At 57.7% G+C, this 17,427-nt stretch carries 14 protein-coding genes; 8 read left to right on the top strand and 6 right to left on the bottom strand.

The features are described from left to right. Positions 1-264: 264 nt before the first annotated feature. The gene (locus tag HFP54_RS17865; protein WP_168566198.1) at positions 265-1,152 is read right to left on the bottom strand and encodes a hypothetical protein; all 888 of its coding nucleotides are present in this window, start codon (positions 1,150-1,152) and stop codon (positions 265-267) included. A 213-nt stretch (positions 1,153-1,365) separates the two neighbouring features. Beyond that, positions 1,366-2,022, bottom strand: a complete 657-nt coding sequence (gene msrB, locus HFP54_RS17860) for a peptide-methionine (R)-S-oxide reductase MsrB (protein ID WP_146414521.1) — start codon at positions 2,020-2,022, stop codon at positions 1,366-1,368. A gap of 179 nt (positions 2,023-2,201) precedes the next feature. Between msrB and HFP54_RS17855 the strand changes: the two genes are divergently transcribed. From HFP54_RS17855 to HFP54_RS17845, 3 genes are all read left to right on the top strand, one after another. Continuing rightward, the gene (locus tag HFP54_RS17855) at positions 2,202-3,359 is read left to right on the top strand and encodes an ABC transporter ATP-binding protein (RefSeq protein WP_168566197.1); all 1,158 of its coding nucleotides are present in this window, start codon (positions 2,202-2,204) and stop codon (positions 3,357-3,359) included. A gap of 93 nt (positions 3,360-3,452) precedes the next feature. Further along, a complete protein-coding gene (locus HFP54_RS17850; protein WP_168566196.1) occupies positions 3,453-4,208 on the top strand; it encodes a TSUP family transporter in 756 nt (251 codons plus the stop codon). A gap of 182 nt (positions 4,209-4,390) precedes the next feature. Then, positions 4,391-5,311: a TerC family protein gene (locus tag HFP54_RS17845; protein ID WP_168566195.1), complete on the top strand. Its 921-nt coding sequence runs from the start codon at positions 4,391-4,393 to the stop codon at positions 5,309-5,311. Positions 5,312-5,336: 25 nt separating this feature from the next. On the opposite strand, the gene HFP54_RS17840 is transcribed toward HFP54_RS17845, so the two are convergent. Both HFP54_RS17840 and HFP54_RS17835 read right to left on the bottom strand, forming a co-directional pair. After that, positions 5,337-6,299: a D-2-hydroxyacid dehydrogenase gene (locus tag HFP54_RS17840; RefSeq protein WP_168566194.1), complete on the bottom strand. Its 963-nt coding sequence runs from the start codon at positions 6,297-6,299 to the stop codon at positions 5,337-5,339. Positions 6,300-6,399: 100 nt separating this feature from the next. Then, a complete protein-coding gene (locus tag HFP54_RS17835; RefSeq protein WP_235951988.1) occupies positions 6,400-7,974 on the bottom strand; it encodes a sulfatase family protein in 1,575 nt (524 codons plus the stop codon). A gap of 649 nt (positions 7,975-8,623) precedes the next feature. Between HFP54_RS17835 and HFP54_RS17830 the strand changes: the two genes are divergently transcribed. From HFP54_RS17830 to HFP54_RS17820, 3 genes are all read left to right on the top strand, one after another. Next, on the top strand, positions 8,624-9,595 hold the full coding sequence (locus tag HFP54_RS17830) for a formylglycine-generating enzyme family protein (protein ID WP_235951987.1): 972 nt from the start codon (positions 8,624-8,626) through the stop codon (positions 9,593-9,595). A 124-nt stretch (positions 9,596-9,719) separates the two neighbouring features. After that, positions 9,720-11,108: a Gfo/Idh/MocA family protein gene (locus tag HFP54_RS17825; protein WP_168566193.1), complete on the top strand. Its 1,389-nt coding sequence runs from the start codon at positions 9,720-9,722 to the stop codon at positions 11,106-11,108. Positions 11,109-11,210: 102 nt separating this feature from the next. Continuing rightward, on the top strand, positions 11,211-11,861 hold the full coding sequence (locus HFP54_RS17820; RefSeq protein WP_168566192.1) for a DUF502 domain-containing protein: 651 nt from the start codon (positions 11,211-11,213) through the stop codon (positions 11,859-11,861). Positions 11,862-11,912: 51 nt separating this feature from the next. On the opposite strand, the gene HFP54_RS17815 is transcribed toward HFP54_RS17820, so the two are convergent. Further along, complete coding sequence (locus HFP54_RS17815) at positions 11,913-13,571, bottom strand: arylsulfatase (protein WP_206036278.1); 1,659 nt, start codon at positions 13,569-13,571, stop codon at positions 11,913-11,915. A 273-nt stretch (positions 13,572-13,844) separates the two neighbouring features. On the opposite strand from HFP54_RS17815, the gene ahr reads away from it, so the two are divergent. Together ahr and HFP54_RS17805 are read left to right on the top strand one after the other, a co-directional pair. Then, entirely contained in the window at positions 13,845-14,855 is a 1,011-nt protein-coding gene (gene ahr, locus HFP54_RS17810) for an NADPH-dependent aldehyde reductase Ahr (protein WP_146414529.1), read from the top strand. Positions 14,856-15,234: 379 nt separating this feature from the next. Beyond that, entirely contained in the window at positions 15,235-15,711 is a 477-nt protein-coding gene (locus tag HFP54_RS17805; RefSeq protein WP_146414530.1) for a hypothetical protein, read from the top strand. Positions 15,712-15,786: 75 nt separating this feature from the next. Here the strand turns inward: HFP54_RS17805 and HFP54_RS17800 are convergent, their stop codons facing one another. After that, positions 15,787-17,238: a sulfatase gene (locus HFP54_RS17800; protein WP_168566191.1), complete on the bottom strand. Its 1,452-nt coding sequence runs from the start codon at positions 17,236-17,238 to the stop codon at positions 15,787-15,789. Between the last annotated feature and the right edge of the window lie 189 nt (positions 17,239-17,427).

Genomic DNA, 17,427 nt, shown 5'->3' with positions numbered 1-17,427 from the left:
CGCGGCGAACAACCGTACTCACACCGAACAAGCCCGATACAAGGCATAACCGGCATATTCGGCCACCTGTCAAAGCAGTCAAGCTTTGACGGTTATGCAACGATCGACCCGACGTCTGGCCGATCAGATCGAACCCAAGCGGCGGGCGATGAGATGACACGCGTTCACAATCGCGATTCTGGCGTCAGCGCACGAGAAACGCCGCAAAGGGGATGACCTTTGCGGCGAGGCGATGATTCGATTGGATTCGTCGGTCGAAGAAAGCTAGGGCAAAGCCACTGCCGCACCGGCGATCGCGGCGGCTTCGGCAATCACCGCACGCTTTTCATAAGGTGGACGTTGCAACATACGCGGTGCACAGCTGCCGACCCTGTAATAGCCCATTGTGTATTCGCAATCGCACGGCGGTCGAACGGTCGCAAGGTACGGCAGCATCGGAATCGTCGCAAAGAACCTGGCACCACTGATCAAAGGAGTCGCACAGGGGAACCGCTCGTGACCGTGGCGTTCCAGCATTCGATCTTCGAAGTACCGCGGCAAAGAAAACGTGTTCGGCGCGGCCCAGTGTTTGACCGTCCACGAGGCTGGCAAGCCGCGATCGAACAAACTTTCGGGCAACGCCATCACAGGCGTCGGTGCGTTACCACGGAAGTTGTCCGGCAGACGCCCGTTGCCGATTTCGGTCATGTCCGTCGTGGGGGCTTCCAACTTGGGCAACAAGAACCGGCCGCCCTCGACCGAAGGTACGCGAGCATTGCGGTCACCATAGATCGACTTGCTCAGCCGACCGTCCATGTCGTCTTCATCGATTTTGCCCGGGTCATCCGATCCGTAATCCTCCGCCGGATCGTCAAAGTCATCCAGCGGATCGACGTCATCCGCCGACGAATCCGGCGGATCCAGTTCGTTCAACCATGCGGTGGAAAACGCATTGGCGGGTTCCATCAGATTGGCCGCAAACGCACCGCTCGGTTCGGCCGCCCCGGCAAGCGAACAACAACCGATGCCGACGGCCAGCGTCAAACCGCCCAGACTTTTCAAAACCAAGGCACGCCACAAACGACGGCGACGCTGCATCGGTTGGTCATCGACACGCGACCCGTCTGTGCGTTGTAAACAGGATGGAGTTTCGTTTTCGTTACGGACACGCATAAGTGCTTCCTTGCACGGCGGATCGGCTCGTCAGATCGCATCGAACAGATGCCCAAAATCACACGGGCACCCACTCGTTAAAAGACCTTCGACCAATCCATCTGCTGAAAACAGTCCATGCATGCTTTCGCCGCATAACCCGAACAGCCCGAACAAGCGTTGCGTCACCACCGGTCGACCAACGAACAAAGGTACCCGAATCGCTTGTGCCTGCTATTCGGCGTCCGCAGCGGATGCTTCGTCGGACGTCTCGGTGGACTCCGCATCTTCAGACTCGGCCGCCTTTTTCTTGGCCGCTTCCTGTTCAGCCTTGCGTCGATCCAGCGTCGCTTGATCGACAAAATTCAGCGAAGCACTGTTCATGCAGTAACGTAAACCGGTCGGCCGTGGACCGTCTTCGAACACGTGTCCCAGGTGAGCCTTGCAGCGACTGCAGTGGACTTCCACGCGGGTGTAGAACAGCTTCCAATCCTTTTTGGTCCCCACCGAATCGGGGCTAAGCGGTGCAAAGAAGCTGGGCCATCCGGTTCCCGATTTGAATTTCGTCTTGCTGGTAAACAAAGGTTGACCACAAACGACACATTCGTACTGGCCTTCGCGTTTGTTGTTCCAATACCGGTTCTGGAATGCCGGTTCGGTGCCTTCATTTTGGGTGACGTTGTACTGGATCGGCGACAGTTCGCGTCGCAGTTGTGCTTTGGACTTCGGGCGATACGGCTTGGCCTTTTCCTCCGCCGCACCAGATTGCTTTCGCGACGAATCGGAATCCTGTGCCAACACCGCCCGGGAATCGACCGATCCCCAAACCCCCGTCAAAACGGCCACAATGGCGGCGGCTGACAAAATCGAGAAAAGCGATTTGCGTTGCATCGTATCTCTCCGAAAACGGTCGGCGGTGCGAACGCGATGCGTCCGTCCACCAATAATGAACAAGGATGACGTGCCAGTTGGCGTTGCGATCCGCCGCTATCCATCGTGGCGAACGGCGGGTCGGAATGCCACGTAAAAATGGCCCACGACCGAATCACTCCGCCCGACACTGACATTTTATGCCACAAGTCCAGCTTTCCGCCGTTCGATTCGACTATCCAGATCCAATCCCCGCCGCGACGGGGCTGTTGTCGGGCATCGATTTGGACATTGCCGACGGCCAATACGTCTGTCTGGTCGGCAACAGCGGGTCCGGAAAATCAACGCTATTGCGGTTGATCGCAGGGTTGCTTCGTCCCGACGCGGGCACCATTCGCATCGGCGGAGTCGATGTCGACGGTGTGCCCCCCCATCGCCGAGACGTCGCAATGGTGTTTCAGGGCGATGCGTTGTATCCCCATCTGTCGGTCGCCCGACAACTGTCGGTCGGTCGAGCCAAAACGAACGCTCGCGATTCGGCCCGACTTTCCGACATCGTTCGGTTCACCCGCATCGAAGGTCTACTGGATCGGTTCGCCGATGGGCTTAGCGGTGGCGAACTGAAACGAGTCGGTCTGGCCAAAGCGTTGATCCGCAATGCGGGTGTGCGATTGCTGGATGAACCTTTGTCGGGAATCGATGCGTCGCACCGACAGACGCTGGCAGATTTTTTGACCAAGGTCCATCAACGCGGCGGTGGGGTGACGCTGCACGTGACGCATGACGGACAGGAAGCCGTGCGAGTCGCGGATTCCATCGCGGTCTTGCATGACGGCCGAATCGTTCAAAAGGATGACCCCGGGGTGTTGCTGGACAAGCCCGAGCACCGCGCGACCTGTCGGCTTTTGACACCGTGGGGTCTGAATGAGTTTGCGTTTGCCTCTGCGTCCGAAAGCGGATCGAATCGGATCGAGCTCGATAAGTTGTCCGACCAAGACATGGACACCACGCCGACCGTTTGCATCTTGCCCCAAGCGGTTTCAGTCGAGTGCATCGAATCATCATCCACGCCGATGCCGGCAAACGTTCGACCAACATTGCAACGCATCGGTGGGGACCGATGGGCGATCGTCGGAAACCTGGTTCGTCGTGTATCCAACCGCTTCACGGTATCGCTGCCGATTCACACGCACGGCCGATCGGACGAAGGCGATACAGAAGCACTTCTGCGCTTGAACGTCGCCGGTCATGACGAAGCGACGAAATCGGCCGAGCCCGGTCGCCCCGTGCGGATGGTCTTCGCCAACGACGCGGTTCATTTTTTTGACGCCGATGGATGGCGTCAGGACACCCATTGATGTTCGCATGACGGCACCCCCACGCACGATAGCAAATTCGCGATCGTCCAGTCCCGCTGACGTCATCACGAACGATGCGTTAGTCTTCGCGACATGGAATCGCTTTCCGAATTCTTGCCGCTGGCGTTGATCCTTTCGGTCGGCGTATTCGTTCAGTCCGCCGCCGGTTTTGCCGCGGGTCTATTGATCGTCCCCAGCCTTCTGTGGTGCGGTTACAGCATCCCCGAAGCGCAAACGGCATTATTGGTCGCGACGATCCCTCAGAATGCTTGGGGCGTTTGGAAATTCCGTGACTGTTTGACGCCTAAACAAATTGCTTGGCCGGGGCTGGGACGATTGGTGTTTTTGCCCTTGGGCGTCTGGACGCTTCAAAATCTGGAATCGGTGTCGATCACGACGCTTCGCCAGATCGTCGGCGGATTCGTCCTGACGGCCACCTTGGCGACGATCTATTTTCGTCCTGTCCCGCGGGCTCGTCTTCACCCCGGCTGGGCGTTCCTGGCGTTTCCACTGTCGGGCTTTTTTCAGGGCGTCGTCGGCATGGGTGGCCCGGCGATGGTGTTCTGGGTCCAGGCCCACGACTGGGACACGCGTCAAATCCGCGGTTTTCTGTTCGGGATGTATCTGATCAGCTTGGCCCCCGCGTTGACGGTTCTGTATTTGTTTTTCGGCGACCGAATCATCGGCCCGGGAATTGCGGCGGCCGCATTGACGCCCTGGCTGATCGTGGTGACCAATTTGGGGCTGCGATTCGGCACGCGACTGGGACGCCAGCGTTTGCGACTGCTGACGCTGGGGCTGTTGTTGATGTTGGGCGTGTCGGGGCTGGCGTCGCCGTGGCTGCGGTGAAAACCGAGGACCGTAAACTCGGCCACTGACAATCGGATATCTGGCTTGCGACGGGGCTAGTGCAACCGTCGATCCGCATCCACGCAGCGTTTGCTAAATTCATCCTGTCTGCGGCCCATTAGAGCGGCCCAATCACGTCACACTCCGGTGCATCGAGTCGATTCATGTGGGATTTTCTGTCAATGGATTTCGCAAGCGTTTCCTGGCTGGCGTCCGGTGTCCAAATCGCCAGTGATGCCCCACTGGTGTCGATGGAATCGGCCATCGCCTTGTTCGCGTTGACGGCGATGGAAATCGTCTTGGGAATCGACAACATTGTCTTCATCGCAATCATCACCGGTCGGCTTCCCCAGGACAAACGGTCCTTCGCGCGTCGGTTCGGGCTGTTCCTGGCGATGGGGATGCGGATTTTGCTGTTGATGATGATCGGCTGGCTGATGGGCCTGGAAGACGCCTTGATCACGCTAAGCGATTACGTTTCCTTTGGCGGCCTTGGCCAATGGCTGGCCGAACACGAAGAAGTCAATCAGGTTTCCGGTCGCGATCTGATCCTGTTGGTCGGCGGCCTGTTCCTGATGTACACCGCGGTCCGCGAGATTCACCACAAGATCGAAGGCGGCGAACTGGAACACGAAATTGGGAATTTGCCGGGTGACACCGGGGGTTCGGCCGACGGCATCGATCCGCCCGCATCTGGATCAGGCAAGATCACCGTCGGCGGGGTCCTGTTTCGGATCGCGTTCATGGACGTGATCTTTTCGCTCGACAGCGTGATCACGGCCGTCGGCATGGCATCGCACATCGAAATCATGGTCACCGCCGTGATCATCAGCGTCGGCATCATGATCATCTTTGCGAATCAGATCAGCGATTTTGTTCAACAGCACCCGACGGTGAAAATGCTGGCGTTGTCGTTTTTGATCCTGATCAGCGTGGTATTGCTAAGCGACGCGATCGGCGAACCGATCAACAAAGGCTACGTCTACTTTGCGATGGCGTTTTCTCTGTGCGTCGAATTTCTGAATCTACGCATGAAGACCAAACGAATTCGTCCCAGTCAGGGCGAAGGCGAAACAGGTTCACTGACCTCCGCGGCCCAGTAAGCACCGGCCCAGTAAGCACCTTCGATCAGTTGACGACATTGACGGCATCGCCATCGATCCATTGGCGAACGTTGGCGGTCACCGTGTCAATCAAGCGTCGGCGCGCTTGGACCGTGGCCCAGGCGACGTGGGGCGTGATGATGCAACGGTCCAGGCCCATCAGCGGATGGTCCGGCTTCATCGGTTCGCTGTCCAATACGTCCAGGGCCGCGGCACCGATGACACCGTTTCGCAGCGCCGATGCCAACGCGTCTTCGTCGATCACCGGTCCCCGCGATGTGTTGACCAGCCACGCCGACGACTTCATCGTCGACAACCGTTGTGCGTTGATCAAATGATGCGTCTGTGGCGTCAATGGACAATGCAACGAAACGACATCGCTTTGCCCAAGCAAATCATCCAATCCGACCGGTGTGAACGCATCGGGATCATTGGGATCCGGCTTCGGCGGCGTGCGAGAGTACGCCAAGACATTCATCCCCAACGCCCGGGCGATCGCGGCGGTACACCGTCCGATCGAACCAAACCCGATGATGCCCATCGTCGATCCCGCCAATTCGATCAGCGGGCCAGTCGTAAAGCTGAAATCCGGACATCGTTGCCATTGCCCGTCTTGCACCGCGTCGTTGTGGCGTCCGACTTGGTTGGCCAGTTCCAACACCATGGCAAAGACATGCTGGGCAACCGAACGGGAACTGTAATCCGGAACGTTGGTCACCACGATGCCACGCTGCGACGCGGCTTCCAAGTCGATGATGTTCGTGCCCGTCGCGGTGACGCCGATGTATCGCAGTTGTGGCAACGCCGCCAGTGTCTCGGCATTCAGTGGCACTTTGTTGGTCAGCACCACATCGGCGTCTTGGCAACGCGGTATGATTTCATCGACGGCGGTGCGAGGATAAACCTGCACATCGCCCATGGTCGATAGTGCGTCCCAAGAAAGGTCACCGGGGTTCGCGGTGTGGGCATCAGTTACGACAATCTTCATCTCGGCCAGCCAGTTCGCATCGTGATGGTGGATTACGACCGACCGGCCAATGCATGATCGCCGCGACTCTAATTCGCCACGGTTGCAAACCTGCCGCGAATCAGTTTCGCGCCCTGCGACGCTTGACCGGTTGGATCGTGTCTTTGGGAACTTGATACATTTCCTGCATCTGCGTCAACCGCTCGGTCATTCGGCTGCGAACGGAGGCATACTCGGGGTCATCGGCGATGCTGGATAGTTCGTTCGGATCTTTTTGCAGATCGAACAATTCCCAGTCGTCGATCGGTTTGCCTTCCAGCGCATAAAAGTGAATCAGCTTGTAACGACCGTCGGTCACACCGCAGTGACGAGCCACGTTATGCGCGCCGGGATTTTCGTAGTAGTGGTAATAGAAGTCCTTTCGCCAATCCGCAGGCGTTTGGCCACGCAGCAGCGGCACCAATGACCGGCCCTGCATCTCATCGGGCACCGGGACACCGGCCAAGTCCAGGAAGGTTTCGGCAAAGTCCAGATTGCTGACGATGTCGTCATTAGTGCTGCCCGCCTGTGTCACGCCGGGCCAACGAATCATCAGCGGCGTTTTCAGCGATTCTTCGTACATCCAGCGTTTGTCGAACCAACCGTGTTCGCCCAAATACCACCCCTGGTCGCTGCTGTAGATAACGACGGTGTTGTCGGCCAAACCGGCGTCATCCAAATAGTCCAGCACCACACCCACGCCATCATCGACACTGCGAACGCATCGCAAGTAATCCTTCACATAACGCTGATACTTCCACTGCACGATTTCCTTCTCGGTCATCGATTCACGAGCCTTCAAATAAGCCTCATTCTTGGGCCCGTACGCCGCGTCCCAAACCTTTCGCTGCTGGGCATTCAAGATGCCTGACCCGGCCAACTTCAAATCGCGATCATTCAGGTGACGAGCCATGGTCATCGCCTGTGCGGCGGCCGATCGGGTCCGCCCGGAATAATCGTCCCACATTGTTTCCGGTTCCGGAATCGTGACGTCATCCAGCCAATTCAGATACTTCGGTCCCGGCATCCAGTTTCGGTGAGGTGCCTTGTGCTGGAACATGACCATGAACGGACGATCGGGATCACGACCTTCCTTCAACCAACGGACCGTTTTTTCGGTGATGATGTCGGTGGTGTAACCGGTGTGTTCACGCTTGACGGGCTGGCCATCCGGACCGGCGGTCAACATCGGCGGGTTGTAATACGGCCCTTGTCCCTGAAGCACGTCGTAATAGTCGTATCCCTGCGGCGTGGATTTCAAGTGCCACTTGCCGATCACCGCCGTTTGATACCCGACCGCCTGCAACAGCTTGGGGAACGTCTGCTGGTCGCCATTGAACGTGTCGCGGTTGGTCTTGAATCCGTTCACATGGCTGTACTTGCCCGTTTGAATCACCGCCCGGCTGGGACCACAAATCGAATTCGTGACGTAGCAACGGTCGAAACGCATACCGCCTTTGGCGATCCGATCCAAATTCGGCGTCGTGGTCCGCGAATCGTCATACGCACTCAACGCCTGTTGGCAGTGGTCATCGGTAAAGATGAAGACAATGTTGGGACGTTCGGCACAGGCGACCGAGGCGCCCCCGATGCCCAAGGCCATCCCCAAGATCACGCACACCGGTTTCACCCACCGGGGAACTCGTTGCAATCCCATCACGTTGCTGTCCTTTCATGAAGACACGGGCACGGCGGAATCGGCACAGGGGCGTAGGAAAAGCGCCGCCGGTCGATCGCCGAACCCATCAAGTTTTCGTTGCTGTGACAAGTCGACGCAGCACCCATGGCACGCCGGGGCGGCATCCAGAATTGCGTCGGCTGTCAGCGATCCGCAGTATAGGCTCATCACGAACACCTCGTCGGATCGTTGACAGTATCCAAGCAAGTTTTGGGTTACACTGTTGCCACCTTGGTTCCGAGGCAGGCGGACAGATTTTTTTTTGAATTTAGTAGCCCGACGTGTAAGCGAGAGACCGCGTTTTTCGCCGGTTCGTTCCTCGCTTACGCGCCGGGTTTCCATTGGTCGCGAAACTCCCGTCCGGCTGCGTAGACGACGCCGTCATATCGAGCCCAGATTTCCACCTACCTTTCCATCTTCACGCTACACGCCCATGCCTCCGATTCGCCGATCGGCAATTTCCTCCCGCCCATCCTGCCGCCGGTGTGTCCTTCGACGCATCGGATCCAGTCCACTGCGGTGTTCGGCTCCTGTTGCTTTTGCGTTTTTGTGCATCCTGTCCGTGACATCACTGTGCAATCCCGCCGGTGCGCAAACGGCAACGACGTCGCCCGATAACGCTGAACTCTTGACCAAGATTCATCAACAGATTCTTGAAACGTCGGGCGAGGTCAGCCAAGACGATTTTAAAAACTATCGCCAAACCATTCCTCGCACCGGAGTCGAGTTTGAAATGGTGGCGGTCCCCGGCGGCAGCTTCATGATGGGCAGTCCCGAAGACGAAGAAGACCGCGAAGACAACGAAGGCCCCCAGCAACAGGTCACGGTGTCACCGTTTTGGATGGGCAAGTGCGAAGTGACTTGGGACGAATACGAACCGTACATGATCACTCAAGCACCGCGTGAAAAAAATGGTGCCCGCAAGGATTACGACCCGGCCACCGACGACATCGTTGATGGCGTCAGCCAGCCGACACCGCCGTACACCGAAATGAGTTTCGGCATGGGGCAGACCGGTTACCCGGCGATCAGCATGACCCAGCACGCGGCCAACAAGTATTGCCAATGGTTGAGCGCCCAGACGGGTCACTTTTATCGGCTGCCCACCGAAGCCGAATGGGAATACGCCTGTCGCGCGGGAACCACCGGCCCCTATTCGTTCGATGCCGACGCGATGGAAGACTATGCGTGGTTCTATGACAACAGCGATGACAAGTATCAACAGGTCGGCCAGCTGAAACCCAACCCGTTCGGTCTGCACGACATGCACGGCAACGTCATGGAATGGACCGCCGACCAATACGAAGACGATTACTTTGATCGCATCGCGGACAACACCACCAACCCGATCGTGCGGCCGATCAAGCTGTATCCCCGCAGTGTTCGTGGCGGCAGCTGGTACGACGATCCCGAACAATTGCGATCCGCCTATCGCCGCGGCAGCGATCCGTCCTGGAAAGATCAAGACCCGCAGTTGCCCCGCAGCATCTGGTACCACACCGACGCCCTATGGGTCGGGTTCCGAGTCGTTCGTCCGATGCAGGTTCCCGACGTCAAAACAATGGACGCGTTTTGGAATAGCGCCACCGATGCCCGCTAGCGAGCACTTCCCCTGCACGATCACTTCACCCGCGACGTCGATGCGGCCGGCGCGGTCGCCCACCGGCGTCAACGAATCCCACCTTGTTTCGTTTCCCCACCCATTTCCATCAGGTTTTCTTACCATGACCGATCTGCCCCGTCGTGATTTCATTCGCAGTGCCGCCGGAACCACCGCCGCCGTCGGCGCGATGGCCGTCCCCAAGGTTTATGGCCAAGCCACCAATGACACCCTTCAAGTGGCACTGATCGGTTGCGGTGGACGCGGTACCGGCGCGGCCAGCAACGCGCTGCGTGTCGGCAACGGCCCGACCAAGTTGGTGGCGATGGCCGACGTCTTTGAAAATCGCTTGGAAATCAGCCTTTCGGCATTGAACAATGAATTCCGCGAAACGCCCGACAAGGTCAACGTGCCCAAGGATCGGCGACACGTCGGTTTCGACGCCTACGAAAAAGCCTTGGACGCATTGAACCCGGGCGACATCGCCGTGTTCGCCACCCCGCTGGCGTTCCGCTGGGTCCACTTCCAAAAAGCGATCGAAAAGGGTCTCCATGTTTTCATGGAAAAGCCGCTGATCGCCGACGGCCCCAGCGCCAAACGCATGCTGGAACTGTCCAAGAAGGCTGACGAGAAAAACCTGAAGTGCGCGGTCGGCCTGATGATTCGCCACTGCCGTGGTCGCCAACAATTGCACCAACGCATCCAAGACGGCGAAATTGGTGACATCATTGCGATGCGTGCCTACCGAATGCAGGGCGTCATCGGATCCTGCTTCTCCACAAAGAAGCCCGAACACAAATCCGAAGTCGAATGGCAAATCGAACGCTTCCACAGTTTCTTATGGGCCAGCGGCGGCAGCTTCAGCGATTTCTACATTCACCAGATCGATGAGACGTCATGGATGAAGAACGCGTTTCCGATCAAGGCCCACGCCGTCGGCGGGCGTCACTATCGCCACAACGAAGACGGCGAACTGTACGTCGACCAGAACTTTGACACCTATTCGGTCGAATACACCTATCCCGACGGCACCAAACTGTTCTTCGACGGCCGCAACATGCTGGGCTGCCAAAACGAAATGTCCAGCGTGGTTCACGGCACCAAGGGATCGGCGTTCGTCAGCAAATTTGGTCACTCGCCACGCGGCGTCAGCTCATACAAGGATCAAGAACAGAATCGCCGCCAGCGCATCTGGGAATACGACACCCCGAAGCTGAGCCCGTACGATTTGGAGTGGGAAGATTTCGTCGATGCGATTGTCAACGACAAGCCATACAACGAAGTCCCGCGTGGCGTCGAAGCCAGCTTGGTGACCAGCATGGGACGCATGGCGGCACACACCGGCCAAGAAATCACCATCGAACAAATGCGTGAATGTCCGCAAATGTTTGCCCCCGATGCAGACAAGATGACGATGGACGGCCCGGCCCCCGTCATGCCCGATGCGGACGGCTTGTATCCGATTCCCAAGCCGGGGATCAACAAGAAATTCGAATACGTGATCGAAGCCTAAACGCGGAACCGACATAGGCACATTGCTGTGTTTTACGTCAGAATAGGGCATCGACGCCAAGGGCTCCGGCGTCTTCACCCTTTTCGGTAAACACCAATTCCTATGCGTGAACACGTCGAACGACAGTTCGGATTTTTACGGTCCACGGCGATCGGCGGCATCGTCTTTCTGTTGCCTCTGATCGTCGTCGGCTACCTGCTCGGCCAAGTCGGATCGATCGTCTACTGGATCGCTCAGTTCCTGAACGAGACCTTCGAAATCCGCACGGTCCACGGTTACACCGTGCTGCTGATGGCCGCCATCGCGGTACTGATCATCCTGTGCTTTGGCGCCGGCGTCGCCGCCCAGTTGGCCATCGGCAAGAAATTCAGCGGGATCGTGGAAAAGCATCTGATCATGATCTTTCCGCGGTACTCGATCTACAAAGACCAAGTGGCCGGCGGCATCGGCGGCGAACTGGGCCGTGATCGAATGAAGCCTGTGTTGATCGATCACATGGGCGTCTATCGACCCGGGCTGGAAATCGAACGCAGCGACGATGGTCGTGTCACCGTCTATTTCCCCGGATCACCGGATCCGTGGAGCGGGACGTTTGGCTTCCTGAAATCGGAACAGGTCACCAACATCGACGTCGACCTGGGCGAATTCCTGGCCACCTTCGAACGCTTGGGACGTGACAGCTATCCGCTGTTGCGTGATGCTTGGAAAGCCAGCCAAGCTGGTCAAGCCGAATCGACCGAATCAACTGCCTGAAATCACCGGCGTCTAGCCGGCGGCATCGCCATTCGATTTGCCAGCGGAGCCTTAGTTTTTCTCGGTACGATCCTTCGGCCATGGCAGCACGTTGGCTTGTCTCGCCCAGCGGGTCCATTGGTCACGTAATCTTTGGACCACCTTAGGATGCGATGGTGCGACATCGTTTTGCTCGGTCCGATCACGGACGATGTCGTACAACTCCCAAGCATCGACGTCGGTCGCATTCAGCGTCACCAGTTTCCATTTGCCTTGCCGAACCGCGGCGTGTGATTCGTGTTCCCAGAACAGCGGACGCGAATCGGTCGATGAATCATCGACCGATCCAAAGGCTGATTTCAGGCTGATACCCGGCGTCGGCTTGATCGCTTCGCCGTCGAATTGCGTTGGATACTTGGCACCGGCGACATCGACGCAGGTGACCAGAACATCGACGACGTGCCCCGGTCGCCGGCACCAACGGTCAGGCTGGTCGATACCGTCGGGCCAATGGGCGATCAGCGGCGTCGCGATACCGCCTTCGTGTACCCAGCGTTTGTGCAATCGGAACGGCGTGTTGGAGGCATTGGACCAAGCTTCGCCCATGCTGCTGCTGCGGCCACTCTGGTTTCGCCATTGATCATGGTTGCCCTTGGTATTTTCATTCCAGCGATAGCCGAACATGCCACCTTCGGCACAGCACCCGTTGTCCGAGAGGAACAGAATCAGCGTATTGTCCAGTCGGCCGGCCTGATCCAATTTCTCGATGATCCGTCCGATGTTTTGATCCATCCGTTCGATCTGGGCCGCATAGATCTCGCGTCGAAACGCCGATTCGGTTTGGTCCGACGCCGACAGATCTGCCCAAGCGGGGCATTGGCTATCGGGCAATGTGGTGTCCGCATCAACGACGCCCATCTGGATCATGCGTTCCAGTTTTTCGCGACGCAATTGATCCCAACCCTCGTCGTATCGCCCCTCGCACTTGCTGATGTTTTCATCGGGTGCTTCCAACGGCCAGTGCGGCGAATTGTAAGCCGTGTACAAGAAGAACGGTCGCTCATCATCGGCCGCGTCATCCAAGAACTTAAGCGACCAATCGGTGAACACATCGGTGGTGTACCAAGGCTGATCGGGATGCAACGTGTTGGGTGGTGCTTCGGTCGCATCAATCACCAGACGATCGTTGTGATAGACCGGGCACCCCGGCAGCACTTTGAAATAGCTGTCGACGTGTATGTGAATGCCATAGAAGTGTTCGAATCCGCGATCGGTCGGCCACTGTCCCTTTTCATGCCCGACGTGCCATTTGCCCGCCATCATCGTGCGATAGCCGGCGTCCTTCAGTACTTCAGCGATCGTGACGGTCTGGCGATTCAAATAGGGGTGATAACCGGCGCCGCGATCACGATAGACCATGTGCCCCAGTCCCGCTTCATGCGGATACAGCCCGGTCATCAGTGACGCTCGTGTCGGGCAACAACGCCCGGTGTTATAGAACTGTGTGAATCGGATTCCGCCGGCGGCCAAGCGATCGATGTTCGGCGTTTGGATTTCACCGCCGTAACATCCGATATCCGAAAACCCCATGTCATCGGCCATGATCAACACAATGTTCGGCCGTGATGGGTCGCCGGCCGACACGGATTGCATGCCCAAGACGTGCAACAGCGCAAGCGGGAAAAGCCATCCACAAAACCAAACCGTCCATTTCGTTGAGAATTTTTTCATTGATCCGGTGAACATCGGAGGATGAAAACGTTGATCGCATTGCGACCATTTCATGGCAAGTGGCCAACCAAATGGGTCGCCGACCCATCACCGAACGCCCGGTAACGAGGAACTGTGACCGTTTGCACAACGGACCGATGAGCCAGGCGATGACACCCCAACGTTGAATCAACGTGACAGGTGCGGGCTCCAGCGATTGACGGTAATTCTAACATGACAGCAGCACGACCACCGCCAACTGCAACACCACCCGAACAAGAGAGACCTTTGACCATGCCAACTGTTCATGCCTATGCCGCGACCGAGGCCAAAGGAGAATTGGAACCGTTTGAATACGAGTTGGGCGACCTTGAACCCGACCAAGTCGATATCAAAGTTGAATCATGCGGCATCTGTCACAGCGACGTCAGCATGCTGGACAACGACTGGGGCATCAGTGCCTATCCACTGGTGCCCGGCCATGAAGTGACCGGAACGATCGACGCCGTGGGCGAATCGGTGACGTATGTCAGCCCCGGCGATCGTGTAGGTCTGGGCTGGCATTCGCAGTACTGCATGACCTGCGATCAATGCATGCAGGGACACCACAACCGATGTGCAAACGCTGTGGGAACCATCGTCGGACACCACGGCGGATTTGCCGATCGGGTCCGGGCCCAAGCGGCGGCGGTCACCAAGATCCCCGACGACTTGGATGCCGCGGAAGTCGGCCCGATGCTGTGTGGCGGTGTGACGGTGTTCAACCCCATGCTGACCAAACAGCTTTCGCCGACCTCACGCGTTGGTGTCATCGGTATCGGGGGCCTTGGACACATGGCGTTGATGTTTGCCAACGCTTGGGGATGCCATGTGACTGCATTTACCTCCAGCGGTCCCAAGATGGACGAGGCCAAGAAGTTGGGGGCGCACGAAACGATCAACTCCCGTGACGACGACGCAATCGAAGCCGCCGCGGGTCAGTTCGACATGCTGCTGTCGACCGTGAACGTGAACCTGAATTGGTCACTATTCTTGAAAACCTTGCGTCCCGACGGCCGCCTGCATTTTTTGGGTGCCGTCACTGATCCGGTGGAACTGGACCTGATGCCGATGATCTTTGGCGACTTGTCCGCAGGAGCCTCGCCCGTGGGCAGCCCCGCGACGATTCGCACGATGTTGGATTTCGCACAGCGGCACCAAATCACTCCGGTGACCGAGCATTTTCCGATGAGCAAGGTCAACGATGCGATGGAGCACCTGCGCGAAGGCAACGCCCGATACCGGATCGTGCTCGACCGCGATTGATGACGCATCATGAAACGCGGATGCCCGATCTGGTGGATGCACGGCCTGGCTGAAACTGGCGTGAAACAGAGACGGCCGGTAGGGGCGGCGGAATCGCTAGCATTCGCCTTTCGGAAATGTCTCATCCATCGACGGGACCGTGTTCTCCAGCGGATCCGCAGTCTGTTTTGGTTTCGCACGAGCATCCCGGCCTTGCAAAAACAGGAGAAATACCGGTTTTTGCACCGGAGACGAGGTTGCCGATGTGGTCTTCAGACCACGCGGGTCAACTCCAGTGCCCCATCGCCGGCCGACAAATCACTCTTCCCCATCTGGCGTGGGTTTTCTAGGATGACGACGTAACGGAATGTCTCTTCACGTCGCATGCACGGACCCAGGAATGCGCAACCTTTTCATCATCGGTCTGCTGGTTGTCGGAGCCTCCACGGCCGGCTGGTTCACCATCGAAAAAGACGGTGAGGATACCGGCATCAAATTCGACACCAGTGAAATCAAAAGCGACCTGAGCAAGCTGCGCGAACGCGGCCGCGAATACCTGGACAAGCACCGCACCGAAAACGGTGAAGGTGGTCAGGGCGACGAAGCGAGCTGGACCGACCAATGGCGGTCGCAACCCGATTCGGGATTCGACGATCGCAACCAAGCGTACCAAGACGACCGCTGGAACGACGACCGCACGGCACAGTCTTGGCAAGACGATCGATCCAGCTGGGATCGTGATTATCAGGGAACGGCTTACCGCGACGATCGATACAGCGGCGAAACCTATTCCAATCGGCGTCCGCCTTGGAACAACGAACCCGCACCGCCTCGCGACGGCGGCCGTTATGACGAATACGGACGCCAACCGTACTAGTGCGTCAGATCGACGCCACCGATGACAGTTCCTTGGGGTGACGCGATCACATCACCGGCCCCGAATCACCAGGGGCTAGCGTTTGGACGACGGGTTGGGATGCGGCACCAAAGCGCCCGTCATGTCCAGCCAACCATCGAGGACTTCCGCCATCTCCGCCACCTTCTGTGGCATTTGTTCGGCCAGGTTCGACTGTTCACCCACGTCTTGTTTCAGGTTGTACAGTTCATAGGCGTGCATACCTTTATCACCGCCGAACCACAAGCGAATCAGCTTGTAATCTCCATCTCGAACGAACGATCCGCCCACCGTTCCGGCCAACGTTTTGGATCGGGGAAAGTGACAGAACAGACGTGAACGATCCAGCGAACCAGTTTCGGTCAAGATCGGCAGCAAACTGACCCCGTCAACCGAAAGTTCCCGAGACACATCCGCGCCGGCGATCTGGCAGATCGTCGGATACAGATCGATCATATGGACAGGCACATCGCAAACCGACCCCGCGGCAATTTTGCCAGGCTTGCGAACAACCATCGGCACACGAATGCCGCCTTCATAGAAACAAGCTTTACCACCGCGCAGCGGTGCATTGGATGTGACCGGAACGGGATAACGCTGGGCATACTGGCCTTTCATGTTGTGCCAGTGAATCCCGCCGTTGTCCGACAAAAAGAACAACCACGTATCATCCGCAATCCCTTCGTCGTCCAACCGCTTCATGATCTTCCCAAGGCTTTGATCCATTGCATACAGCATCGCAGCCATCACGGGATTTTGGTGTTTGTTTTCCGGATCCATCTTCGCCGCAAAACGTTCGATCTGTTCGGCAGGCGCTTCGTAGGGCGAATGAACGTTGAAGTGTGACAGATACAAGAACAACGGATCTTCGCCGCGCCGACTGATCAGCGAACACGCTTCGTCGGTCAAGCGTTCACAGATGTATTCGCCGTCCGGACCGGGTTGCAACGCGGGAATGTTGTTGGGCGCGAAATAGCCGCCGCTGGGTCCGGCACCGCCAACGCCGATCACGGTTTCAAAGCCTTGCTGTTGGGGCCAGAAACGTGGTGACGCTCCCAAATGCCATTTGCCCAAAAAGCAAGTCTGATAGCCAACCTCTCGCAGGACTTCGGCGATGGTTCGCTCCGCCAGGGGCAAGTGCGATCGGCTTTGCGGCCACACCACGCTCTGCCGCGGATTCGCCGCCGCGGGAACGATCGGATGTGGCTTGCTTTGCCCGGTGATCGCCTGATGCATCCCGATCCTGGCCGGATACTTTCCGGTCAACAACGCGGCCCGTGACGGCGAACACAAGGGTTGTGCGTACGCTTGGGTCATCCGCATGCCCTGGCCGGCCAAGCGTGACAGATTCGGCGTTTCGTAAAAGGTGCTGCCATAGACCGAACTGTCCGTCCAACCCATGTCGTCGACCAGAAAGACAATGATGTTGGGCCGATCCTTCGCAACTACCCGATTCTCCATCGTCACAGTGGCGACAACCAGCAAACAGATGGTGCCAAGCATTCTCATAAGACACAAATCTTTCCACAAACGGAAACGGACGACACCAATCAATTCACCATCCACGCCACATCGGAATCGGTTGACCGGCAGTAACGGCATAGGATGTCACACCCCATCCCATACGCAGCCGCGTCGCCCGGTATCGACCAATGCCAGGCCAAAAAATCCGCTACGCTAGCCACTCGTGATGGCGGT

Origin of the sequence: Crateriforma spongiae (assembly GCF_012290005.1) — a bacterium.
Lineage (GTDB): Bacteria > Planctomycetota > Planctomycetia > Pirellulales > Pirellulaceae > Crateriforma > Crateriforma spongiae.
Note: the sequence above shows the minus strand (reverse complement) of the source record. Positions and strands in the feature narration are given on the sequence as shown.